This is a genomic window from Specibacter sp. RAF43 (assembly GCF_052114065.1).
GTDB lineage: Bacteria > Actinomycetota > Actinomycetes > Actinomycetales > Micrococcaceae > Specibacter.
Genome location: NZ_JBFREA010000009.1, coordinates 65,588 through 90,304, shown reverse-complemented (window position 1 = coordinate 90,304; position 24,717 = coordinate 65,588). Strand labels below are relative to the sequence as shown.

The following is a 24,717-nucleotide window of genomic DNA, read 5'->3' as shown; positions in this document are numbered from 1 at the left end:
GCCGAGCTGGCCGGGGCCGCCCGGCCGGCCGGCGGCCCCGAGGTCCGCGGCGTCAGCCTGGATTCGCGGGCCGTCGCGCCCGGCGACCTGTACATCGCGCTGCCCGGCGCCCACGCCCACGGCGCCCAATTCGCCGCTGCCGCCATTGCCGCCGGTGCCGTCGCGGTGCTCACGGACGACGACGGCGCCCACCAGCTGGGCGATTCCCTCGCCGTGCCGGTGCTGCGCTGCGCGAACCCTCGGGCCCGCGCCGGCGCGATCGCGGCCCTGGTCTACGGCACCGCGGCACGGGCAAGGATGCCGCTCTTCGCGGTGACCGGCACCAACGGCAAGACCACCACCACCTACTTCCTGAACTCCCTGTTGCGCGCCCTGGGCAAGTCCACCGGCCTGATCGGCACCATCGAGATCCTGGCCGGGGACGAACCCATCCCCAGCAAGCTGACGACGCCGGAATCCACCGACGTGCACGCGCTGCTGGCCGTCATGGCCGAGCGCGGGCTGGATGCGGCGTCCATGGAGGTGTCCTCGCACGCCCTGGCGTTTGGGCGCGTCGATTCGGTGCGCTTTGACGTCGCCGGCTTCACCAACCTCACCCAGGACCACCTCGATCTGCACGGGACCATGGAGGACTACTTCGCCACGAAGGCCGCGCTCTTCGCGCCGGAGCAGGCCCGACGCGCCGTGGTCACCGTCGATGACCACTGGGGGCGCCGGATGGCCGCGGCGGCCACCGTCCCGACGGCCACCCTGGCAACCCGGCCCCCCGCCGTCTCTGAAACGAGAGTGCCTGAGCCGGCGGGGCCGGAATTTTCCCCGCCGCACTGGCACGTGGGCCGGGTCGACCGGGACGGGATCGGCTCCCGCTTTGCGCTGCACGGCCCCGGCGGGGCAACGCTGACCGTCCACACCGGGCTGCCCGGCGGCTTCAACGTCTCCAACGCCGCCCTGGCGGTGGTCATGGTCCTCGAACAGCTCCTGTCCCTGCCCGAAAACGGGGCGGGCACCGGCGACGGAACGACCGCCGTCGTCCGGGCCGTGCAGGCGGCCCTGGACGCCCACGACCCCTTCACCCTGGACGTGCCCGGGCGCATGCAGCTGGTGGGCACCGCGCCGGTGGCGATCGTGGACTTTGCGCACAATCCCGATGCCCTGGAACGGGCGCTGGAGGCCGTGCGATCGCCCGCCGCCGCCTCGAAGGTCATTGTGGTTTTTGGCGCCACGGGGGAGCGGGACGTGACCAAGCGCCCCATCATGGGCGCCATCGCCGTGCAGGGAGCCGATGTGGTGATAATCACCGACGACGATCCCCACGACGAGGACCCCGCCGCGATCCGGGCCGGCGTCCTGGCCGGCGCCGTGGACGCGAACGCACGGCTGAAGCTGGGCCGGGTTGTCGAGGAATTTGACCAACGCGCGGCGGCCATCCGGCGAGCCGTGGCGCTGGCCGGGCCGGCGGACACCATCCTGGTGGCCGGGCGCGGTCACGAAGTTTATCAAGAGGTCAAGGGCGTCAACGTCGCCCTTGACGACAGGGTTGAACTGCGGAGCGCCCTGGCCCACCGGGGATTCCCCGTCGCTTCCGCGAGCAGGATAGAGTCCTAGACAGCCATGATTTATTTTTCCGCGGCCACGATTGCCGCCCTTGCCAATGGCCGGCTGTCCGCCGGCACCGATCCGCAAACCCGCATCAACGTGGCCGGCATCGTCACCGATTCGCGGGACGCCGTCGCCGGCAGCCTGTACGTTGCCAAGGCCGGCGAGCACGCCGACGGCCACGACTTCGTGCCGGCCGCCTTTGCCGCCGGCGCCGTGCTGGCCCTGGCCGAACGCGACGTCTCGGTGGAGGGCGGCGGGTCCGACGGCGCTGCGCACTTCCCGGCGGTCATCGTCGCCGACGCGGTGCTCGCCATGGGCGCCCTGGCTGCCGAGGTGGTGCGCCGGATCCGTGCGCATTCCCCGCTGACCGTCATCGGCATCACCGGCTCGGCCGGCAAGACCACCACCAAGGACCTGCTGGCCGGGATCCTCTCACCCCTGGCCGAAACCGTGGCGCCGGTCGGCTCCTACAACGGCGAGGTGGGCGTGCCGCTGACCGTGTTCCGTGCCACCTTGGACACTCGCTACCTCATCATTGAGATGGGTGCCACCAAGACCGGCCAGATCACCTACCTCTCCCATCTCGTCCACCCGGACATCGGCGTCGTCCTGTGCGTTGGCAGCGCCCATGCCGGCGAGTTCGGCTCCATTGAGAACATCGCAACCGCCAAGGGTGAACTGCCGGCGGCGTTGCCCGCCGGCGGCACGGCCATCTTGAACTTTGACGACGCGCGCGTGCGGGCCATGGCCGCCCGCACCGCGGCACCCGTGACGTTCTTTACCAGCGCCGACGCCGACACCCCGGACACCGTGCAGGCACGCAACGTGCGCACCAATGCCGACGGCAACCCGGAATTCGACCTGTCCTTCCCCGGCGGCGGTGAGTCCTTCGCCGTGCACAGCAAGCTGCTGGGCCTCCACCATGTGACAAACCTGCTGGCCGCCGCCTCCGCCGCGCACGCCGCCGGGATTGACGCCGCGGTCATTGCCGCCTCCCTCGGCGCGCAGGGCCCGGTGAGCCGCTACCGCATGGAGCGCACCGACCGGCCCGACGGCGTCACCGTCATCAACGACGCCTACAACGCCAACCCCGAATCCATGCGTGCGGCCCTGCGCACCCTGGCCGAACTGGGCGCCAGCGGTGCCCGGCGCACCTGGGCGGTCCTCGGGGAGATGCTTGAACTGGGCGAGGACTCCGTGCTGGCGCACGACGCCGTCGGCCGGGTGGCCGTGCGGCTGAACATCTCCCGGCTGGTGGTGGTCGGGACGGGGGCGCGGGCCATGCATGTGGGCGCCGTCATGGAAGGTTCCTGGGGCGATGAATCCATGTTCGTCTCGGACGCCGAGGCGGCCCTTGAAGTGCTGGAGAGAGAGCTGCTTCCGGGTGACGTGGTCCTGTTCAAATCCTCCAACGGCGCCGGACTGCGGTTTCTGGGCGATCGGATAGCATTACCCACGAGGAACGCCCCAGACGGTACCGGTGAAAGGACGCAGCGGTCATGATCGCATTGCTCATAGGTACCGGACTGGCCCTGGCATTGGCCATGATCGGCACGCCGCTGTTCATTCGCTTCCTGGTCAAAAAGGGATACGGCCAGATCATTCGCGACGACGGCCCCACCACCCACCACATCAAGCGCGGCACCCCCACCATGGGCGGCACCGTGGTGGTGGGCTCGGTCGTGGCCTCGTATTTCATCACGCACCTGATCATCTGGCTGATCAACCCGAATTCGCAGGGACCGACGGCGTCCGGGCTGCTGATGATCTTCCTGATGGTGGGCATGGGGCTGGTGGGGCTGCTCGATGACTACCTGAAGATTTCCCACCAGCGCAGCCTTGGGCTCGACGCCAAGGCCAAGCTGCTCGGCCAGGGCATTGTCGGGATCGCCTTCGCGCTGATGGCACTGAACTTTCCGGACAGCACCGGCAAGACGCCGGCCAGCATGTTCATCTCCTTTGCCCGCGACATTCCCGCACTGAACCTGGCTTTTGCCGGCGCCGGGGTGGGGGTGGTGCTGTTCGTGCTCTGGTCCAACTTCATCATCGCCGCCGCGACCAACGGCGTAAACCTCACCGACGGTTTGGACGGGCTGGCCACCGGTGCGGCCATCCTGGTCTTTGGCGCCTACACGCTGATCGGACTGTGGCAGAGCAGCCAGGCCTGCGGCTCCCGCAAGATTCCCTCGCAAACCGTCTGCTACGAGGTTCGTGACCCGCTGGACCTGTCCCTGGTGGCCGTCATCATGTTCGCGGCGCTGATCGGATTCCTCTGGTGGAACACCTCCCCGGCCAAGATCTTCATGGGCGACACCGGCTCGCTCGCCATTGGCGGGGCCATGGCCGGCTTCGCCATCCTCTCCCGCACCGAGATGCTGCTGGCCGTCATCGGCGGGCTGTTCGTGCTCATCACCGCCTCCGTCATCATCCAGGTGGGCTTCTTCAAGCTGACCCGCGGCAAACGCGTGTTCCGGATGGCCCCCCTGCAACACCACTTCGAGCTCAAGGGCTGGGCCGAGGTCACCGTGGTGGTGCGCTTCTGGATCCTGGCCGGACTGATGGTGGCCGTCGGGCTGGGTGCCTTCTACGCTGAATGGATCGTTCGACTGTGAGTGCCAAAATGAGCCGACTTGATTCACTGACCAGCTGGGACGCTGACTGGTCGGGGCTGCGCGTGGTGGTCACCGGCATCTCCAAGACCGGCTTTTCCGTCGCGGACACCCTGGCCGAACTGGGCGCCCGGGTTGTGGTGGTGGCCGCGTCCGACGACGACGCCGCCCGCCGCAGCGCCGACACCCTCAAGCTGGTCGGGGTCGAGGATGTCATCCTGGGCCCGGACACCTCCACCGTGCTGCCCCTGGTCGGCGGGGAGCCGGCCGAACTGGTGGTCACCAGTCCCGGCTTCCGCCCCACCCATCCGCTGCTCGCGGCCGCGGCGGCCGCCGGGGTCCCCATCTGGGGCGACGTTGAACTGGCCTGGCGGGTGCGCACGAAGGCTGGTCGCAAGACCGCCGAGTGGATCACCATCACCGGCACCAACGGCAAGACCACCACCACCACCATGGTGGAGGCCATGCTCCAGGCCGCCGGGCTGCGAGCCATTGCCGCCGGCAACATCGGCACGCCCATCCTGGACGCCGTGCGGGATCCGCAGGGCTGGGATGCGCTGGCCGTGGAGCTCTCGACCTTCCAGCTGCACTTCACCGAATCCCTGGAACCGGYCGCCAGCGTGTGCCTGAACCTGGCCGAGGACCACGTGGACTGGCACGGCAGCTTTGCTGCCTACGCGGCCGACAAGGCCAAGATCTACAACAACACCAAGATCGCCTGCGTGTACAACGCCGAGCAGATTGAAACAGAACGCATGGTGGAGGCCGCCGATGTCCGGGAAGGCTGCCGCGCGATCGGCTTCACCACCGGCATGCCGGCCGTGAGCATGGTCGGGGTCGTGGAGGGCCTGATCGTGGACCGGGCCTTCATCGCCGAACGCAGGGATTCCGCAGTCGAACTGGCCCAGGTCAGCGACATCGCGGACCTGGTGCCCCGTCACCTGGTGGCCAACGCGGCGGCCGCCGCCGCACTGGTCCGCGCCATCGGCTTGGCACCGGAAAACGTCCGGGACGGGCTGAAGGCCTACGAATCCGGCGAGCACCGCATCCAGCCGGTGGCGAGGGCCAACGGCATCTTGTGGGTCAACGACTCCAAGGCCACCAACCCGCATGCGGCCGCGGCGTCGCTGTCCGCGTTCCGCCCCGTGATCTGGATTGCCGGCGGCCTGGCCAAGGGTGTCGCCTACGACGCCCTGGTGGAGGAGTACGCCGACAGGCTCAAGGCCGTGGTGCTGATCGGTACGGACAGCAGCGCGCTGGCCGCCGCCCTGGCCCGACACGCCCCGGATGTGCCGGTCATCGGCACCGGCAGGGCCCACACTGGCAGGGACGGCAATGCGGCAACGCCGCTCTTGGGTGACGCCGTCATGGCTGCGGCCGTCGCGGCGGCGGCGGAGCTGGCGGCCGACGGTGACACGGTGCTCATGGCCCCGGCGTCGGCCTCGATGGACCAGTTCTCCTCCTATGCCCATCGCGGCCGGTCATTCATCAACGCGGTCCGCGAGCTGTTGGACGGACAGGCGACCGGCACCAAGGAGTCATAATGGCCAGGACCCCGGCACAACCCGGAACGGCAGCCAACCGGCTGCGATCCGCGCGCACCGCCGCCGAAACAGCCGCGAAGCCCGCCGAAACTGCCGCCGAAACTACTGCCCAGCCCGCCGCCGACAGCGTCGAGCCGGGCCGCTGGCAGCGGGCGCGCCGTCGGATCAACGTGCTGGCCGGGCGCCCCGGCGCCTCCTATTACTGGATCATCGGCACCACGGTGGCACTGACCTGCATCGGGCTGATGACGGTACTTTCCGCGTCGGCGGCCGAGTCCATCTCCGCGGGCAAGGACCCGTATTCGCTGTTCATCAAGGAAAGCATGTTTGCCGGGTTCGGCCTGGTCCTGATGATGGTGCTGTCCTTCCTGCGCCCCCCGGCCCTGAAGCGACTGGCCTGGCCGGCCCTGGGGCTCTCCATCGTGCTGCTCCTTCTGGTGTTTACGCCCATGGGCATGGAGGTGGGCGGCAACAGGAACTGGATCAACCTCGGCGAATTCAGCTTCCAGCCCTCCGAGGCCGCCAAGCTGGCCCTCGCCTTGTGGATGGGGATGGTCCTGGCCCGCAAGGGCGAGCTGATCCGCCAATGGCGGCACACCGTCGTCCCGGTGGTGCCGGTAAGCGCCGTTGTCGTCATCCTGGTCCTGGCCGGGCACGACCTTGGCACGGCGGTGATCGTCATGTCCGTGATCGCGGCCGGACTGTTCTTCGGCGGCGCCTCCATGAAGCTGCTCCTGCCCTCCCTGGCCGTCGGGATCGGCGCCGCGGCCCTGCTGGCGGCGTTCAGCGGCAACAGGACCTCCCGCCTGGCCGGCTGGATGGGGGAGTGCAACACCGGCCTGTGCGACCAGGCCACCAACGGCCTGTACGCGCTGGCCTCCGGGCGCTGGTGGGGTGTTGGCCTGGGCCAAAGCCGGCAAAAGTGGAGCTGGATCCCGGAGGCGCACAACGACTTCATCTTCGCGATCCTCGGCGAGGAGTTTGGGCTCCTTGGCACCTTGGTCATCATCGCCCTGTACGGGGTGCTGGCCTTCGCGATCTTTCGGGTGATCATGAAACGCGACGAACCGTTTGCCCGGATTGTGTGCGGCGCCATCCTAGCCTGGATCATCGGCCAGGCCTTCGTCAACATCGCCATGGTGGCGGGCATCCTGCCCGTCATCGGCGTCCCGCTACCCTTGATTTCCTACGGCGGCAGCGCACTGGTGATGGTGCTCATGGCCATCGGCGTGGTCCTCTCCTTCGCCCGGGCCGAACCAGAAAGTACCCCCACGATTCATGACTGAAAACAACCCCGCCCCCGGCCGCGCCGGCCGCGAGCATCCATCCCTCTCCGTGGTCCTGGCCGGCGGCGGCACGGCCGGGCATGTGAGCCCCCTGCTGGCGATCGCCCACGCCCTCCGCAACCGCCTGCCACAGGCCGGCATCCTCGCCGTGGGCACGGACGACGGGCTGGAGACACGGCTGGTCCCGGCCGCCGGATTTGCCCTGGCGACCATCCCGCGGGTCCCGCTGCCCCGCCGGCCGTCCCCGGAGCTGCTGAAGCTGCCCGCGCGCATGCGCCGCGCCGTCGCCCGGTCCAAGGACATCCTCACGGACGCCCGGGCCGACGTCCTGGTCGGCGTCGGCGGCTACGTGTGCACGCCGATGTACCTGGCGGCCAAGTCCCTGGCCATCCCGATCGTCATCCATGAGGCCAACACCAAGGCCGGGCTGGCCAACAAGGTCGGCGCCCGCTACAGCAGCCACGTGGGCACCGCGTTCGCCGCCACCAGGATCCGCAACGGCCGGCTCGTGGGGATGCCCATGCGCGCCGCCGTCGCCGGGCTGGACCGTCAGGCCGCCCGCAACGGAGCCCGGGCACGACTCGGGCTGGACCCGGCCCGCCCCACGTTGATCGTCACCGGCGGTTCCCTGGGCGCCCTGCGCCTGAACCGGGCCGTGGCGGAATCCGTCCGGGCCCTCGCCGCCGCCGGCATCCAGACACTGCACATCACCGGCCACAACAAGTCCGTCACGACGGACGACGGCGGCCTGCTCACCGCGCCCCTGTACCGGCAGGTCGAGTACGTGGACGCCATGGAGGACGCCTACGCCGCCGCCGACGTCCTGCTGTGCCGCTCGGGTGCCGGGACCGTCTCGGAGGTGGCCGCAGTCGGGCTGCCGGCGGTATTTGTGCCGCTGCCGGTGGGCAACGGCGAGCAGGCCCGCAACGCCGCCGAGCTGGTGGCGGCCGATGCGGCCCTGCTGGTGGCCGACGCCGACCTCGATGCCGCCTGGATTTCCGCCGAGGTGATCCCGTTGTGCCTGGATTCGCGGCGGCTGGCGGCCATGGCGGCCCGGGCGGCCGAGCACGGAATTCGCGACGCCGCCGAGCGCATGGCGGACATGGTCATCGCCGCGGCAGGAAAGTGAGGGGAACAATGGCAGCTATTTCCAGCAATCCCGGACCGGGGCACTACGTGGCGCCCACCCTGGGGCAACTGGGCCGGGTGCACTTCATCGGCATCGGCGGCGCCGGCATGTCGGCCGTGGCGCGCATCATGCTGGGCCGCGGCGTGCCGGTCAGCGGCTCGGACGGGAAGGCGTCGGCGGGGCTGGACGCGCTGGCCGCGCTGGGCGCCGACGTGCACGTGGGGCACGCCGCCGACCACGTGCGCGGCGCGGACACGGTGGTTGTCTCGACGGCGATCCGAGCGGACAATCCGGAACTCTCCGCGGCCCGGGCCGCCGGGTTGCCCGTCCTGCACAGGTCGCAGGCGCTGGCCGCCGCGATGGGCGGGGACCGGGTGGTTGCCGTCGCCGGGACACACGGGAAGACCACCACCACCTCGATGATCACCGTCATGCTCCACGGTGCCGGCGTTGACGCCTCCTTTGCCGTGGGCGGGACCGTGCAGGGGCTGGGCGTCAATGCGGCCAGCGGGAGCGCCGACGTGTTTGTGGCCGAGGCCGATGAATCCGACGCGTCATTCCTGAACTACCGCCCGGCCATCGCCGTCGTGACCAACCTCGAGGCCGACCACCTTGACTTCTACGGCACCGCCGAGGCCGTCGTTGCCTCCTTCGACTCCTTTGTGTCCCTGGTGCCGGCCGACGGCGTGCTCATCGCCTGCGCCGACGACGCCGGTTCGGCCGCCCTGGCCGCCCGGGCATCGGCGGCCGGGCACCGCAGCGTCACCTACGGGTATTCCCGCGGCGCCGACGTGCACATCATCGCCGGCACGGGCGAGGGACTCCACACCGAAACCACGCTGCGAATCGCAGCAGGAAGGCCGGGGGACCCCGCGGCCCGCGAGATCACCCTGCGCCTGCAGGTGCCGGGCGCGCACAACATTCGCAACGCCGCCGCCGCCGTGGCGGTCGCACGGGAACTCGGCGTGGACGTGGACGCGGCCGTGGCGGCACTGGCCGGGTTCCGCGGCGCGGCCCGCCGCTTTGAGGCCAAGGGGGAGGGGGGCGGGGTCCGCGTCTTTGACGACTACGCCCACCATCCCACCGAAGTGACCGCCGCCCTGCACGCGGCCAGAACGGTGGCCGACGGGCACAAGGTGCACGTGCTGTTCCAGCCGCACCTTTTCTCCCGTACCCGGGCGTTTGCCGCCGACTTTGCCGCGGCGCTGGAGCTGGCCGACACCGTGGCCGTCCTGGACATCTATCCGGCCCGCGAGGACCCCATCCCGGGCGTCACCAGTAGCCTCATCACCGACGCCCTGCGGGCCCCGACCGGCTACGCACCCGATCCCGCAGCGGCCGTGGCCGCGCTCGCTTCCGCCGCCCGCCCCGGTGACATCATTGTGACCATTGGTGCCGGGGACGTCACCCAATACGGTGCCGCATTGGTCGCCGCCCTCAACGAACTCGACCGGGGCGCGCCCGCCCCGGAGACCGGCAGTCCGCGTGGCTGAGCCCCGGCGCCCCCGCGTCATCCAATCCCGGCCCGGCGGCCGGCCCCTCGGCCCGGCCGGCGGGCCGGCCGGCGGGCCGGATCCGGCGTCCACGGCCGAGCCGCAGCCTGCTGCCGAATCCCAGGCCGCTGCCGAACCGGCTGCCGGCAGCAATGTCCGGGCGCGCGCCGGCGGCAAGGTTTCCGTTACCCCCATTCCCGTTGCGAGCCCAACGCGCGGCGCGGCAACACAGGTGCGTGGGACGGGACGCCCAAGGCGCGCCGCCGCTCGTCCAAAGCGCGGCGCGGCACGTCCGGAACCCGCACGTCCGGGCGCGGCACAGCCCGGTCCCCGGGCGCAAACCCCTGCCGATGGGACGGCGCACCCGGGCAGCGGCGCCACCGTGCTGGTCTTTCCGGAACCGGAACACAAGCGGCGCAAAAGGCGGGCGTTGCTGGCGTTGGCGGGCGTCGCCGTCGTACTGGGGCTGGTCATGGCGCTGGCCCTGTTTTCGCCGGTCCTGGCCGTGAAGACCGTCACGTTCGACGGGCAAAAGCTGGTCCCGGCCGCCACGCTGCACAAGAGCGTGCAGCCGCTGCTGAACAGGCCGCTGCCACAGGTCACGCGGGCGGAGGTCGGTGAGCTGCTCAAGTCGGTGCCGCAAGTCAAGAGCTTCACGATCGAGGCCCGGCCGCCGTCGACGTTGCTGGTCCACGTGGTGGAGCGGATCCCGGTGGCGCTGCTCAAGCACGGCGGCGCCTACCTGCTGGTGGATCAGGACGGCGTGCAGCTGGGTTCCACGAAGGACCCCGCCAAGGTGGCGCTGCCGCTGATCGACGGCGGCAAGGCCGCGATCGGCAGGGACACGTTTGCGGCCATGACGGCGGTGCTGGCCACGCTCCCGCAATCGGTGCTCACCAAGCTGGCCAACGCCTCCGCAAAATCGCCCAACGCGGTGGAACTAAAGCTTGACGACGGCAAGACGGTCGTCTGGGGGAACGAATCGGACATGGAGCTGAAGGCACAGGTCCTGGAGGCACTGATCCTGGCCCCGCCGCCGGCCCCGGAGGCCGGCAAGGCGGAACCGCCGCCGGTCAACGTCTATGATGTCAGCGCGCCCCGCCATCCTGTGACACGCTAGGGAGGGGCGGCGGGCGAGGCATTTGCCACTTTTTCCTCGGATTCCGCACGACACGCGGGGGCGGTTATTGCATGCGGCTCCGATGCGCCATAGCGTCACTGACAAGAGTTAGTTGACATAACTATAACCTTCAACTTGAAGGTTAAGCTACAGGGTTTCAGGCGTTGGTCGAAGGTTGGTGTTGGAAACGACACAGGCGGCCCCGGCATCGACTCGGTTTTACCCATAGCGACCGCATCACCCAAGAACCTGAAGCAAGATACGAACAAGGGACACGTAACGTGGCAGCACCCCAGAATTACTTGGCCGTCATCAAGGTCGTCGGCATCGGCGGCGGCGGCGTGAATGCAGTGAACCGCATGATTGACGTCGGCTTGCGCGGTGTTGAGTTCATTGCCATCAATACCGACGCCCAGGCGTTGCTGATGAGTGACGCCGACGTGAAGCTCGACGTTGGCCGGGAGCTCACGCGCGGCCTGGGTGCCGGCGCCAACCCCGACGTCGGCCGCCAGGCCGCCGAGGACCACCAGGAAGAGATCGAAGAGGTCCTTCGCGGGGCCGACATGGTCTTCGTGACGGCCGGTGAGGGCGGCGGCACCGGTACGGGCGGCGCGCCCGTCGTGGCCCGGATCGCCCGCACGCTGGGCGCGCTGACCATCGGCGTGGTCACCCGTCCCTTCACCTTCGAGGGCCGTCGCCGCGCCACGAGCGCCGACAGCGGCATCGAGGCGTTGCGCGATGAGGTCGACACCCTGATCGTTATTCCCAACGACCGCCTCCTGTCCATCAGCGACCGCAACGTCTCCGTCCTTGACGCGTTCCGCTCCGCCGATCAGGTGCTGCTCTCGGGCGTGCAGGGCATCACCGACCTCATCACCACCCCGGGCCTGATCAACCTGGATTTCGCCGACGTCAAGTCCGTCATGCAGGGCGCCGGCTCCGCGCTGATGGGCATCGGCTCCGCCCGGGGCGAGGATCGTGCCGTCAAGGCCGCCGAGCTCGCCATCGCCTCCCCGCTGCTGGAGGCCTCGATCGACGGCGCCCACGGCGTCCTGCTGTCCATCCAGGGCGGCTCCGACCTGGGCCTGTTCGAGATCAATGAGGCCGCCCGCCTGGTCCAGGAAGTGGCCCACCCCGAGGCCAACATCATCTTCGGCGCCGTCATCGACGACGCCCTGGGCGACGAGGTGCGCGTGACGGTCATCGCCGCCGGCTTCGATTCCACGGATTCCGGGGCCGAGGCCGCCGAGAGTGCCGCGGCGCCGGCCGTACCGCCGGCCCCGCAGGCCGTTCCGGCCGGCGCCACGGTGACCAACCTGAACCAGTGGGGACAGCAGTCAACGTCCCACGTTCCGGCCGACGGCGGCTTCGACGTCGAGCTGCCGGCCATCGTGGAACCGGATCTCACCGGCCACCGCGCCGACGATCTGGACGTGCCCGACTTCCTGAAGTAGGTCCCGCCCGAAGAGCACCATGCCGGCCCGGCCGGCGCTGGAAGGTCAGCTTGCCTGTGATGTGGTTTTGTGAAGAAGTACGCCCGGGAGTGTGGGTGGGCTTCACCGACGCCACCTCCGGCAACCTGGCCTTTCACGTCGGCGACGACCCCGCTCGCGTCGCCGCCCGCCGGGCCGCCCTGGACGCGGAGCTCACCGCCCTGTCCTTCCCGGCTGCGGCGGCAGGGTCCGGCGAGAGTGTCCGCCTGCGGTACATGAACCAGGTGCACGGCCGCGACGTGGCCGTCATTGAAGGGTCCGACGCCCCGGCAGCCGGGCCGGCGCCGTCGGGTGTGCCGGTGCTTCCGGGCCCGACGGCGGACGCAATGGTCTCGCGCTCCGCCAGCCTTGCGGTGATGGTCGCCGACTGCGTGCCCGTGGTCCTGGTGGGCCGGGCGGGCGGCGGGGAGGCCGTCCTGGGCGTGGCCCACGCCGGCCGCCCCGGCGTGCAGGCGGGCGTCATCGCGGCCACGGTCGGCGAATTGCGCCGCGCCGGCGCCACCGCGGTCCAGGCATGGATCGGCCCCAGCGTGTGCGGGCGGTGCTATGAGGTCCCGGAGGCGATGCGGGCCGCCGTGGCGGCCGTGGCGCCGGCCGCCTTTGCCACCACGTCCTGGGGAACGCCGGCCCTGGACCTGCCGGCCGCCGTCGTCGCACAGCTGGCCGCCCTCGACGTGCCCGTCCGTGACGTGGGCGTGTGCACGCTCGAACACCGTGAATTCTTCTCGCACCGCCGGGCGGTCCGCGACGGCGAGGCCGAGGGCCGGTTCATCGGCTTCGCCGCCCACGCCGGCGGCCGGTTTCCCTGACCGGGCGCACCGACCGTCCCGCCAGCCGAACTGATGAAGGAACCCCACGCATGAACACCCTGGATGCCCGCGCGCACCACCTGCAGGACAACCTCTCCGCCGTGCGGGAGCGGATCCGCCGGGCCGCCGGCGACGCCGCGGCACCGACCCTGATCGTCGTGACGAAATTCCACCCCGCCGAAGATGTGCGGCGGCTGCGGCTCCTCGGCGTCGGGGATGTGGGGGAGAACCGGGACCAGGAGGCGGGCGCCAAGGCCGCGGAGGTGGGGGACCCCGCCCTGCGCTGGCACTTCATCGGGCAGCTCCAAAGCAACAAGGCCAAGTCCGTGGTGCGGTATGCCCATGCGGTGCACTCGATCGACCGGGCCCCGCTCGTGCGGGCCCTGGGGCGCGCCATGGCGGCCCAGCGGGACCTTGACGGGCGGGCGGACCTGGAGTGCTTCATCCAGGTGGACCTCTCCGGCGCCGCACCCGGCGGCGAGGAGCCGCCCGGCGGCAGGCCGCACGCCCGGGGCGGGGCCGCGCCGTCGGAGGTCCCCAGGCTGGCGGACCTGGTGGCCGCGGCGGCCGGGCTGCGGCTCGCCGGAGTCATGGCCGTGGCGCCGCTGGGGGCCGATCCGGAACCGGCCTTCGCTCTTCTGGCCCGGATTTCCGCGGCCATGACGGCCGAACACCCGGGCGCCGGGGCGATCTCCGCCGGCATGAGCACGGACCTTGAGGCGGCCATTCGGTGGGGTGCGACACACCTGCGTGTCGGTTCCGATATACTCGGCCCGCGTCCGCCCGTGGGGTAGCGTTTTGGGTATTGGCAACGACTTTGAAATAAAACGATTTCGAAGTCAGTAATTAAGTCGCCAGTTTTGCCGACCCGCTTTACCCACCCGCAAAAGCAGACTAATGAGGAGCTAACCATGGCTGGCGCTCTGCGCAAGACAATGATCTATCTTGGGCTCGCCGATGGTGACGAGCACTACGACGGCGAGCATGCCCCGTCAGTGCCGAAAAGCGACGAATACTCAAATGACTTCGACCGCGACACGGCGCCGGAACCCGTGGCGGAACCGGTCGCACCCAAGGCCGGCGACGACGAATACCGGGCACCCGTGACACCCATCAAGCGTGCCGCATCAAATCGGGAAGAGGCTGCAAGCTTGCGTCAAATCACAACTGTTCACCCCCGCTCCTACAACGACGCAAAAATCATCGGGGAGAGCTTCCGCGACGGCATTCCGGTCATCATGAACGTCACCGACATGGGTGAGGCCGACGCCAAGCGGCTCGTTGACTTCTCAGCCGGGCTGGTATTTGGCCTGCGCGGCTCCATTGAACGGGTCACCAACAAGGTGTTCCTGCTCTCGCCGTCCTACATTGAGGTATTGGGCGACGACAAGAAGATTTCGGACACGCAGGCCAGCTTCTTCAACCAGAGCTAGCCGGCGCACCAACTGGAATTGACATTGCCCGGGCACTTTGTGGCCGGGCAGTGCGTTATAGCGGGTACCGGTGCAACCGCCCCGGGCAACCGGACGGTGCAAACCGGCGTTGGTAATTAGTACAGTGTTAATTCCAGTTTGTTCCGCCACCTAGGGAATGTGTTCACGCGCGTGTCAATTGTTTTCTTCCTCCTGTACCTGCTGTTGCTGCTCTACTTCCTGACCCTGATGATCCGTTTGGTATTTGACTGGATCCAGGTGTTCGCCCGGAATTGGCGCCCGCGCGGGCTCGCGCTGGTCGGCGCATCGTTCATCTACCGCCTCACGGACCCGCCGCTGCGCAAGCTCCGGGCGCTGATTCCGCCGGTGCGGATCGGCAGCGTGGCCCTGGACATCGGCTTCCTGCTGCTGCTGGTCGTGGTGGGCATTGGGATGAGTATCACAAGGAGTTTTGTTAGCTAGCGCCGCGTCGTTAGTTTTCAAAGCCCAAAGGCTATATTGTAAAAAGCGATAGACCCCAAGTGCAGATCGCTAGATCTGTATTCGGTACCGTAGTAAGGATGGCTTCGGCCGGTTCCGAACTCACTAAGACCAATGAGGTGACTAGATGGCGCTAACGCCAGAAGACGTTGTCAACAAACGGTTCCAGCCGACGAAGTTCCGTGAAGGCTACGACCAAGACGAAGTCGACGACTTTCTTGACGAAATCGTCGTCGAACTCCGCCGTTTGCATACTGAAAACGACGAGCTACGCAAGAAGCTGGCCGACTGCGAGTCAGGCACGGCGGCCGCGTCCAAGACCACCGCGCCCGTCCAGGAGAAGGTGCCCGAAGCCGCTCCGGTCGTCAAGGAGGCTCCGGTGGCACCCGTCGTCGCGGAACCTGTTGTCGCGGCCGCCCCGGCGGCCAAGGAGGCAGAGCCCACCTCGGGCGGCGGTGCCCAGATCACCGGCATCGAGTCCGCCGCCGGCGTCCTGGCCATGGCCCAGAAGCTGCACGACGAATACGTCAACGCCGGCGTGGAACAGCGCGACAAGATCATCGCCGAAGCCCAGATCGAGGCCAGCTCGCTGGTTAACGATGCCCAGGAGAAGAGCCGCAAGACGCTCGGTGCCCTGGAGCAGCAGCGTGCCGTGCTCGAACGCAAGGTGGAGCAGCTGCGCAGCTTCGAGCGCGACTACCGCTCACGCCTGAAGACCTACATTGAAGGCCAGCTGCGCGACCTGGACTCCCGGGGCTCCGTTGCGGCCCCGGACTTCTCCGAGGGCAACTCCGATTCCTAGATAACCACGTGCAGGCCGGTATCCGGATAATTCCGGATGCCGGCCTTTTGCCGTTAAGGCCCGCCGCGGCCCGGATGGCAGTCCTGCGGCCGCCACACCCTAGTATTGGTATGTCCGGTTTTACCATGTCCCGATGGCGCAACGTAACGAAAGTACTATGAGCGACGACTCCTTGCAACACCCCTCTGACGAACCCGTGGCCGGCGTCACCGGCGGATCCCCGGCGGCACCGGCCGCCACCGGACCCGTCCGGCATCGGATGACCTACGTGGCGGTGTGGCTGGGCTTCGCGGCACTGGCGTATGTCTGCGACCAGCTGACCAAGCAGTGGGTGACCTCCACCATGGTGGAGGGGCAGCAGACCCCCGTCATTCCGCACGTCTTGCAGTGGTACTACATACGCAATTCGGGGGCAGCGTTCTCCATCGGCGAGAACTTCACCTGGCTGTTCACCATCATCATGGCCGTCGTGTCGATCTACATCATCGTCCTGGCCCGGCGGATCGGATCCGTGTGGTGGGGGATCGGACTGGGACTGCTCCTGGGCGGGGCCCTGGGCAACCTGACGGACAGGCTGTTCCGGGAACCGTCCTTCGGCATGGGACATGTGGTGGACTTCATCTCCTTCCCGCACTTTGCCATCTTCAACATGGCGGACATGGGCGTGGTGGGGGGCGTCATCACCATCTGCCTCCTGACACTGCTGGGCGTCCCCCTGCGTGGGCGCAACGCCACACCGGCCGCGGCCGCCAATCCGGCGGCGACCGGCCCGGCGGGGGAGCCCGGCGATGTCTGAGACCTTCATGGTCCCGGAGGAGGCGGCCGGGCAGCGCGCGGACACCGCCCTGGCCCAACTCCTGGGCATCTCGCGCTCCGCCGCGGCGCTGCTGTGCGTGGAGGGCAATGTGCTCCAGGACGGCGCGATCTTGGCGAAGTCGGAAAAGTTCCGCGCCGGCGCCCGCGTCCAAGTGACCATCCCCGAACGGCCCGACCCCCTGGCAGTGGTGGTGGAACCCGTCGAGGGGCTGAACATCCTCCTCGATGACGACGAATTCGTCGTCATCGACAAACCGGTCGGGGTGGCGGCGCATCCCTCGCCTGGCTGGGTGGGACCCACGGTCGTGGGCGGGCTCGCGGCCGCCGGCTACCGGATCGCCACCTCCGGCGCGCAGGAGCGGGCCGGCATCGTGCACCGGCTGGACGTGGGCACCTCCGGCGCCATGGTGGTGGCGAAGAGCGAACACGCCTACACGGTGCTCAAGCAGGCCTTCCGGGATCGCACCGTTGAGAAGGTCTATCACGCCGTGGTCCAGGGCCTGCCGGACCCCCTGCGCGGCACCATCGACGCGCCGATCGGCCGCCACCCGGGCTATGACTGGCGCTTTGCCGTGATCGAGGACGGCCGCCCGTCCGTCACCCACTACGAGGTGCTGGAAGCCTTTGGCAAGGCCTCGCTGGTGGAGGTGCACCTGGAAACGGGACGGACACACCAAATCCGGGTGCACTTCTCGGCCCTGCGGCACCCCTGTGCCGGGGACCTCACCTACGGTGCGGACCCCAAGCTGGCGGCCGAACTCGGCCTCACCCGGCAGTGGCTGCACGCCCACAAGCTCAGCTTCACCCATCCCTCCAGCGGCGATCAAGTAAGCGTCACCAGCCCGTACCCGCAGGATCTGGACTACGCCCTGACGGCCCTGCGGGACCGGCACTAGGGAGCCGCGCCACCGCCCGGCACGCCCCCGCCGCGGCGGCCCCCGGCGTCGCACGCGCCGACTAGACTGGTCGGGTGGCTAGCTCATCGACTGACAGTTTTGTCCATCTTCACACGCACACCGAATACTCCATGCTGGACGGTGCCGCACGCCTGGGCGAGCTGTTCGAGGAGACGAACCGGCTGGGCATGCCGGCCCTGGCCACCACGGACCACGGCTACCTGTTCGGGGCATTCGACTTTTGGAAAAAGGCCACCGACGCCGGCGTCAAGCCCATCATCGGCGTGGAGGCCTACGTCACCCCGGGCACGGCCCGCACGGACAAGACCCGCGTGAAGTGGCGCACCGAGGAAAGCCAAAAGGGCGACGACGTCTCCGGCGGCGGCGCCTACACGCACATGACGCTGCTCAGCTACAACAACCAGGGCATGCGGAACCTGTTCCGGGCCTCCTCGCTCGCCTCGCTGGATTCGGTGTTCGGCAAGTACCCGCGACTGGACCGGGAGCTGCTCAACGAATACCACCCGGGCCTGATCGCCACCACCGGCTGCCCGTCCGGGGAGGTGCAGACCAAGCTGCGCCTGGGCCTGTATGACGAGGCGAAGGCCGCCGCCGCCGAGTTCCAGGACCTCTTCGGCAAGGAAAACTATTTCTGCGAGCTGATGGACCACGGGCTGGACATCGAGCGGCGGGTCACCAAGGACTTGCTGCGGTTGGCCAAGGAGCTGGCCATTCCGCTGGTCGCCACCAACGACCTCCACTACACGCACGAAGAGGACGCCAAGGCCCACGAGGCCCTGCTCGCGCTGCAGTCCGGATCCACGCTGCTTGAACCCACCTACGACCAGGGCGGCTCGCGTTTCGCCTTCAACGGCAGCGGCTACTACCTGAAGTCCCCGGCGGAAATGCGCCAGCTGTTTGCCGAACTGCCGGAGGCCTGCGACAACACGCTGCTGATCGCCGAGCGGTGCGAGGTGTCCTTCAACACCGACGCCAACTACATGCCAAAGTTCCCCTGCCCGCCCGGCGACGACGAAACGTCCTGGCTGGTCAAGGAGGTCGACGCCGGGCTGAAGTACCGGTACCCGAAGGGGATCCCGGACGACGTCCGCGCCCGGGCCGACTACGAGCTGGAAGTCATCATCAAGATGGGCTTCCCCGGCTATTTCCTGGTGGTGGCCGACTTCATCAACTGGTCCAAGGACCACGGCATCCGGGTGGGGCCCGGCCGCGGCTCCGGTGCCGGATCCATGGTGGCCTACGCGATGCGCATCACCGACCTCGACCCGCTGCGGCACGGACTGATTTTTGAGCGGTTCCTGAACCCCGAACGCGTCTCCATGCCCGACTTTGACGTCGACTTCGATGATCGGCGCCGCCACGAGGTCATCAAGTACGTGACCGAAAAGTACGGCGACGAGCGGGTGGCCATGATCGTCACCTACGGCAGCATCAAGTCCAAGCAGGCGCTCAAGGACTCCTCCCGCGTCCTGGGCTACCCGTTCAGCATGGGCGAGCAGCTGACCAAGGCGCTGCCGCCGGCCGTCATGGCCAAGGACATCCCGTTGCACGACATCGAGGACCCCAAGTCCAAGCGGTACGGGGAGGCCGGCGACTTCCGCCAGCTGCTCCTGACGGACCCCGAGGCCGCCAAGGTCTTCGAGACGGCCAAGGGCCTGGAAGGGCTCAAGCGCCAGTGGGGGGTGCACGCGGCCGGGGTCATCATGAGCTCGGACCCCATCATCGACGTCGTGCCGATCATGCGCCGCTTCCAGGACGGGCAGGTCATCACCCAGTTTGACTACCCGACCAGTGAGGGCCTGGGCCTGATCAAGATGGACTTCCTGGGGTTGCGGAACCTCACGATCATCACGGATGCGCTGGAGAACATCCAGCTCAACCAGGACTTTGAGCTGGACCTTGAACATCTGGAACTGGACGACGCGCCGTCTTATGAGTTGATGGCCCGCGGCGACACGCTGGGCGTTTTCCAGCTCGACGGCGGTCCCATGCGGTCGCTGCTGAAGCTGATGCGCCCGGACAACTTTGAGGACATCTCCGCCGTGCTGGCCCTCTACCGGCCCGGCCCCATGGGCGCCGACTCCCACACCAACTATGCGCTGCGCAAGAACGGCCTGCAGCCCATCACCCCCATCCACCCGGAACTGGAGGAGCCGCTGGCCGACATCCTCGGCGGCACGTACGGCCTGATCGTCTACCAGGAGCAGGTGATGTCGATCGCGCAAAAGCTGGCCGGCTACTCGCTGGGCCGGGCGGACATTTTGCGCCGGGCCATGGGCAAGAAGAAGAAGTCCGAACTCGACAAGCAGTACGAGGGCTTCCACCAGGGCATGCTGGACAACGGCTACTCCGACGCCGCCGTCACCATGCTGTGGGACATCCTGCTCCCGTTCTCCGACTACGCGTTCAACAAGGCCCACTCGGCCGCCTACGGGGTGGTCAGTTACTGGACCGCGTACCTGAAGGCGCACTACCCGGCCGAGTACATGGCGGCCCTGTTGACCTCCGTGGGCGATGACAAGGACAAGCTGGCCCTGTACCTGAACGAATGCCGGCACATGGGCATCACGGTGCTGGCCCCGGACGTCAACGAATCCGAGCTGAACTTCACCCCGATCGGCCGCGACATCCGCTTCGGCATGGGCGCCGTCCGCAACGTCGGCGCCAATGTGGTCAACGCGCTGGTCACCTCACGCAAGGAAAAAGGCAATTTCGAGAGCTTCTCGGACTTCCTGATGAAAGTTCCGGCGGTGGTGTGCAACAAGCGCACCATCGAATCGCTCATCAAGGCCGGGGCCTTCGACTCCCTCGGCCACCCGCGCCGTGCCCTGGCCATGATCCATGAAGAGGCAATCGACTCCGTCATCACGCTCAAGCGCAATGAGGCCGTGGGCCAGTTCGATCTCTTTGCCGGCCTGGGCGGGGATGACGCCGAGCCGGAGTCCGCGCTCATCACCGACATCCCGGACCTGCCGGAATGGGAAAAGAAGGACAAACTCGCCTTTGAGCGGGACATGCTGGGCCTCTACGTCTCCGACCACCCCCTGCAGGGCCTGGAAGGCATCCTGAGCCAAAATGCCGACATGTCCATCACCACGGTCCTTTCCGACGACGGGCCCGCGGACGGGCACATCATCACCATTTCCGGGATGATCACCAGCCTGCAGCGCCGCATTGCCAAGAGCAGCGGAAACCCCTATGCCCGCTGTGAGGTGGAGGATTTGGGCGGTTCCCTGGAGGTCATGTTCTTCGGCCAGGTGTATGGGCCCATCGCCACCATCCTGGCCGAGGACCTGATCGTGGTGATCAAGGGGCGCCTGCAAAAGCGCGACGACGGCGCCATCACCCTCAACGCCATGGAACTTTCCGTCCCGGACCTGAGCGAGGGCCTGGCCGGGCCGCTGGTGATTTCCATGCCCGAACACAAGGCCACCGAGCCCGTGCTGTTGGCGCTCAAGGAGGTCCTGGGCACGCACCGCGGAAACACCGACGTGAAGATGCACCTGAGCGGGACACGCAGCATCAAGGTCATGAAGCTGCCGCTGCACCACCGAGTCAACCCCACCCCGGCCCTGTTCGGGGATCTGAAGGTCCTGCTCGGCCCCGCCTGCCTGGAAAGCTGATTTCACCCGGGGCACGTCCTGTACGGTGGAGTCATGACTGAAAACCTGCCGGCCGGCGGATTCCGCCCCTCGGCAGAGCCGCCCCCTTCCGTCTATCCGCCCGCGGCCTATGCGCCCCCCGCAGCGGCGAACCTGACCTCGGCGCCGCCGGCCCGGTGGCCGGCCTGGTTCGGCGGGTCGGCGGCGGCCGGCATCGTCCTTGGCCTCCTGTGGTGGTTTGCCGCCCCGGGCGGCGCCTGGTACGGGAAAGGCCCGGACTTTTCGATCTGGCCGCCGCGGGACCTCACCCTCGCCGGATTGTGTGTCCTGGCCGGGGTTGCTGCCGGCATCCTCGTGGGCCGCTCGGCGACGCAGGCCGGCGCCGGGCGCCGTTTTGTGGCCGTGGTGGCCGGCGGCCTCCTGGGGTCGGTGATCGCCTGGCGCACCGGCATATTCGCCGGGGACCTGTTCGCGACACGGCCGGACAATCTGCCCAACCCCAGCATGGTGTTTTCCCTGCGCGCGGCCAGCACCCTGCTGCTGTGGCCGCTGGCGGCAGCCTGTGCCACCTTCTTCCACGCGTTCCTCTCGCACCTGTTTGCCCCGGCCCGCACCGAGTGAGTCTCCCGCTCCGCCCGGGCGCCGCCCGCCCAAACGGAGTGTGACGGCCTGGGCCCGGCGGCGGGGAGGAACCCGGTAAACTGGCCGGGTGAGCAGAAACGACTTTCCCGCATCCCGCATGCAGGCCACGACCTCCCATCAGTTAGGCTCCGCGCCGTCGAGCAGCCCCGCCGCGGCGCCGGCGCCCCTGGCGTTTGGCCGGACGGACCTGCGCGGTCGGCACCTCACGCTCGCCGAACTCAAGCAAGCCGTGCCCCGCACCGCGGTTGCCACGGTTAGCACCGCCGAACAGGCCGTCACCGCCATCATCGCCGACGTCCGGGCGCGCGGTTTCGCCGCCCTGGGCGAGCTCGCCGCCAAGTTCGACGGCGTCGCCCAGGACCACCCCCGGGTCCCGGCCGCGGCCCTGGCCCAGGCGCTGGAGTCGCTGGACCCCACCGTCCGGGCGGCGCTAGAGGAATCGATCACCCGCGCCCGGGCCTTCGCGCAGGCCCAGCGCCCGGCCGACGTCGACCTGCCGATCGCCGACGGCGCCGTCGTCTCCCAACACTGGATTCCCGTGCGCCGGGTGGGCCTGTATGTCCCCGGCGGACTGGCCGCCTACCCGTCATCGGTCATCATGAACGTTGTCCCGGCCCTGGCGGCCGGGGTGGGCTCCGTGGCTCTGGCGTCCCCGCCGCAAAAGGACAACAACGGCCTGCCGGACGCCACCGTCCTGGCGACCGCCGCACTGCTGGGCATTGGCGAGGTCTACGCCATGGGCGGCGCGCAGGCCATCGCCGCGTTCGCGTACGGGGTCGCCGCCGGCACCACCGGGCGTGGCGACGGCGAGTTGCTCGAGCCCGTCGACGTGGTCACCGGCCCCGGGAACATCTTCGTGGCCACCGCCAAGCGCCTGGTCAAGGGCGTCGTGGGGATCGATTCCGAGGCCGGCGCCACGGAAATCGCCGTGCTGGCCGATCACACCGCCAACCCCGTCTTCGTGGCGGCCGACCTCATCAGCCAGGCCGAACACGATCCCCACGCCGCCTCGGTCCTGGTCACCACCTCGGCCCGGCTGGCCGACGCCGTGGAGCGCGAACTGGCCGCGCAGCTGGCCACGACACGGCACACCGACCGCGTCCGGACCGCCCTCTCCGGCCCGCAGTCCGGCACGGTCCTGGTGGCCAACCTCGACCAGGGCGTGGCCGTGTGCAACGCCTACGCGGCCGAGCACCTGGAGGTCGTCACCGAAAACGCGGCCGCCGTGGCCGCGCGCATCACCAACGCCGGGGCCATCTTCGTGGGGGACTACAGCCCGGTCAGCCTGGGGGACTATTGCGCGGGATCCAACCACGTGCTGCCCACCAGCGGGACGGCGGCGTTTTCCTCCGGCCTGAACGTCACCACGTTCCTGCGCGCCGTCCAGCTCATCAATTACGACAAGGCGGCCCTGTCCCAGGTGGCAGACCACGTGGTGACCCTCTCCCGCGCCGAGGGCCTGCCCGCCCACGGGGACGCCGTCGCCATCCGCTTCGCCTGAGGCTCTTGCGCGCAAACCACTACATGTGGTAATTACGCGGTTGTAATTCCGCAAGATGTAGCCCTAAACTGAAGGAAAGCCACTAGCCTGGAGGGGATCTGGATGTACTGCCCGTTTTGCCGCAATCCCGACTCCCGCGTGGTGGATTCCCGCCTGTCCGACGACGGCTCCTCCATCCGCCGCCGCCGCCAGTGCACCGAATGCGGACGCCGGTTCAGCACGGTGGAGACGGCCAGCCTGTCCGTGACCAAACGGTCCGGCGTGGCCGAACCCTTCAGCCGCAGCAAGGTCATCAGCGGAGTTCGCAAGGCCTGCCAGGGGCGTCCGGTGACCGACGACGACCTCGCCAAGCTCGCCCAGGAGGTCGAGGAGTCCATCCGGGCCAGCGGTGCGGCCGAAATCGACTCCAACGAGGTCGGCCTGGCCATCCTGGCTCCATTGCAGCGCCTGGACCAGGTCGCCTACCTGCGCTTCGCCAGCGTGTACCAGGCCTTTGAATCCCTGGAAGACTTTGAACGCTCGATCGAGCAGCTCCGCAGCGGGCACGCCCCTCTCGTGGCGGAAAAGGATCCGGCCGAACAGGCGTCGACGGGCGGCCCGACCCCCTGAATCAGGGGCGCGTGAGTGTCACTTGGTTATTTTGAAGTGCACGGCCGCCTGGAGTGCGCCGCCAACAATGCCGGCATTGTTTTGCAACTGGGCCGGGACGATCTTGGTGCGCAGCTTCAACAGCGGCAGGTAGTCCTGGCTGCGCTTGGAAATCCCGCCGCCGATGATGAACAGCTCGGGGGAGAACAGGAATTCCACGTGCTCAAAGTAGCGCTGGAGGCGGACGGCGTACTCGTCCCAGCTGAGGTTGTCGCGTTCCCGGGCACTGGCGGAGGCCTTGGATTCGGCGTCGAAGCCGTCAATTTCCAGATGGCCCAGTTCCGCGTTGGGGATGAGCCGGCCGTCGTGAATGAAGGCCGATCCGATGCCGGTGCCCAGGGTAATGACCAGTACCGTGCCCTTGACACCCTCCCCGGCGCCATACCTGGCCTCGGCCAGGCCGGCGGCGTCGGCGTCGTTCATGACCTGGACGTCCCGGCCCAGCTCGTCACCGAAGATCTTGTCCACGTCGGCGTCGATCCAGGACTTGTCCACATTGGCGGCGGAGCGGGCGACGCCGTGGGAAATGATGGCCGGGAAGGTGATGCCCACCGGGGCGTCGTCGGCGGGGGCATGTTCGCGGGTCATGAGTTCGTCCACGATCGCCTTGACCACCGTGGCGACGGCCTGCGGCGTGGACGGCTGCGGGGTGTCGATCCGGTAGCGCTCACCGACCATTTCTCCGTCCTTGAGCCTGACGATGCCGCCCTTGATGCCGGTGCCGCCGATGTCGATGCCGATGACGGAATCGGTGTGCGAGTGCTTTCTGGACATGCGGGGCTCCAAACGTCGAT

General features: G+C 68.5%; 21 protein-coding genes. 20 read left to right on the top strand and 1 reads right to left on the bottom strand.

What is annotated here, in order from left to right; all coding sequences use genetic code 11:
- The 20 genes from AB4Y80_RS06990 to nrdR form a co-directional block, all read left to right on the top strand.
- Positions 1-1,605: UDP-N-acetylmuramoyl-L-alanyl-D-glutamate--2,6-diaminopimelate ligase (locus AB4Y80_RS06990; RefSeq protein WP_442213065.1), on the top strand; the 1,605-nt coding region annotated here is incomplete at its 5' end.
- A 6-nt stretch (positions 1,606-1,611) separates the two neighbouring features.
- A complete protein-coding gene (locus AB4Y80_RS06985) occupies positions 1,612-3,102 on the top strand; it encodes a UDP-N-acetylmuramoyl-tripeptide--D-alanyl-D-alanine ligase (RefSeq protein ID WP_442213063.1) in 1,491 nt (496 codons plus the stop codon).
- The gene (mraY, locus tag AB4Y80_RS06980) at positions 3,099-4,211 is read left to right on the top strand and encodes a phospho-N-acetylmuramoyl-pentapeptide-transferase (RefSeq protein ID WP_442213060.1); all 1,113 of its coding nucleotides are present in this window, start codon (positions 3,099-3,101) and stop codon (positions 4,209-4,211) included. Before AB4Y80_RS06985 ends, mraY begins: the two co-directional genes overlap by 4 nt.
- 8 nt (positions 4,212-4,219) lie before the next feature.
- Positions 4,220-5,752 carry a UDP-N-acetylmuramoyl-L-alanine--D-glutamate ligase gene (murD, locus tag AB4Y80_RS06975; protein WP_442213057.1) on the top strand — a complete coding sequence of 511 codons (1,533 nt, stop codon included), beginning with the start codon at positions 4,220-4,222 and terminating at the stop codon, positions 5,750-5,752.
- Positions 5,752-7,038 carry a putative lipid II flippase FtsW gene (gene ftsW / locus AB4Y80_RS06970; protein WP_442213055.1) on the top strand — a complete coding sequence of 429 codons (1,287 nt, stop codon included), beginning with the start codon at positions 5,752-5,754 and terminating at the stop codon, positions 7,036-7,038. Before murD ends, ftsW begins: the two co-directional genes overlap by 1 nt.
- The gene (gene murG / locus AB4Y80_RS06965; protein WP_442213053.1) at positions 7,031-8,167 is read left to right on the top strand and encodes an undecaprenyldiphospho-muramoylpentapeptide beta-N-acetylglucosaminyltransferase; all 1,137 of its coding nucleotides are present in this window, start codon (positions 7,031-7,033) and stop codon (positions 8,165-8,167) included. Before ftsW ends, murG begins: the two co-directional genes overlap by 8 nt.
- A gap of 8 nt (positions 8,168-8,175) precedes the next feature.
- Entirely contained in the window at positions 8,176-9,660 is a 1,485-nt protein-coding gene (gene murC, locus AB4Y80_RS06960; RefSeq protein ID WP_442213050.1) for a UDP-N-acetylmuramate--L-alanine ligase, read from the top strand.
- Positions 9,653-10,780: a cell division protein FtsQ/DivIB gene (locus AB4Y80_RS06955; RefSeq protein ID WP_442213048.1), complete on the top strand. Its 1,128-nt coding sequence runs from the start codon at positions 9,653-9,655 to the stop codon at positions 10,778-10,780. Before murC ends, AB4Y80_RS06955 begins: the two co-directional genes overlap by 8 nt.
- Positions 10,781-11,061: 281 nt before the next feature.
- Entirely contained in the window at positions 11,062-12,234 is a 1,173-nt protein-coding gene (ftsZ, locus tag AB4Y80_RS06950) for a cell division protein FtsZ (RefSeq protein ID WP_442213045.1), read from the top strand.
- A 59-nt stretch (positions 12,235-12,293) separates the two neighbouring features.
- On the top strand, positions 12,294-13,082 hold the full coding sequence (locus AB4Y80_RS06945) for a laccase domain-containing protein (protein ID WP_442213073.1): 789 nt from the start codon (positions 12,294-12,296) through the stop codon (positions 13,080-13,082).
- Positions 13,083-13,132: 50 nt separating this feature from the next.
- Complete coding sequence (locus AB4Y80_RS06940; protein ID WP_442213043.1) at positions 13,133-13,876, top strand: YggS family pyridoxal phosphate enzyme; 744 nt, start codon at positions 13,133-13,135, stop codon at positions 13,874-13,876.
- Positions 13,877-13,993: 117 nt separating this feature from the next.
- Complete coding sequence (locus AB4Y80_RS06935; RefSeq protein WP_442213042.1) at positions 13,994-14,515, top strand: cell division protein SepF; 522 nt, start codon at positions 13,994-13,996, stop codon at positions 14,513-14,515.
- Between the two features lie 171 nt (positions 14,516-14,686).
- On the top strand, positions 14,687-14,977 hold the full coding sequence (locus AB4Y80_RS06930; protein ID WP_442213040.1) for a YggT family protein: 291 nt from the start codon (positions 14,687-14,689) through the stop codon (positions 14,975-14,977).
- A 145-nt stretch (positions 14,978-15,122) separates the two neighbouring features.
- Positions 15,123-15,797, top strand: a complete 675-nt coding sequence (locus AB4Y80_RS06925) for a DivIVA domain-containing protein (RefSeq protein WP_442213038.1) — start codon at positions 15,123-15,125, stop codon at positions 15,795-15,797.
- A gap of 259 nt (positions 15,798-16,056) precedes the next feature.
- Positions 16,057-16,593 (top strand): signal peptidase II, encoded by a 537-nt coding sequence (gene lspA / locus AB4Y80_RS06920; RefSeq protein ID WP_442213071.1) that lies wholly within the window; start codon positions 16,057-16,059, stop codon positions 16,591-16,593.
- Entirely contained in the window at positions 16,586-17,509 is a 924-nt protein-coding gene (locus AB4Y80_RS06915; protein ID WP_442213036.1) for an RluA family pseudouridine synthase, read from the top strand. Before lspA ends, AB4Y80_RS06915 begins: the two co-directional genes overlap by 8 nt.
- Before the next feature lie 74 nt (positions 17,510-17,583).
- The gene (gene dnaE, locus AB4Y80_RS06910) at positions 17,584-21,153 is read left to right on the top strand and encodes a DNA polymerase III subunit alpha (RefSeq protein WP_442213034.1); all 3,570 of its coding nucleotides are present in this window, start codon (positions 17,584-17,586) and stop codon (positions 21,151-21,153) included.
- Positions 21,154-21,186: 33 nt separating this feature from the next.
- Positions 21,187-21,753, top strand: a complete 567-nt coding sequence (locus tag AB4Y80_RS06905; RefSeq protein WP_442213031.1) for a hypothetical protein — start codon at positions 21,187-21,189, stop codon at positions 21,751-21,753.
- A 118-nt stretch (positions 21,754-21,871) separates the two neighbouring features.
- The gene (hisD, locus tag AB4Y80_RS06900; protein WP_442213069.1) at positions 21,872-23,275 is read left to right on the top strand and encodes a histidinol dehydrogenase; all 1,404 of its coding nucleotides are present in this window, start codon (positions 21,872-21,874) and stop codon (positions 23,273-23,275) included.
- Between the two features lie 102 nt (positions 23,276-23,377).
- On the top strand, positions 23,378-23,884 hold the full coding sequence (gene nrdR, locus AB4Y80_RS06895; RefSeq protein WP_442213029.1) for a transcriptional regulator NrdR: 507 nt from the start codon (positions 23,378-23,380) through the stop codon (positions 23,882-23,884).
- Between the two features lie 18 nt (positions 23,885-23,902).
- On the opposite strand, the gene ppgK is transcribed toward nrdR, so the two are convergent.
- Positions 23,903-24,697 (bottom strand): polyphosphate--glucose phosphotransferase, encoded by a 795-nt coding sequence (ppgK, locus tag AB4Y80_RS06890; RefSeq protein WP_442213027.1) that lies wholly within the window; start codon positions 24,695-24,697, stop codon positions 23,903-23,905.
- Positions 24,698-24,717 lie beyond the last annotated feature (20 nt).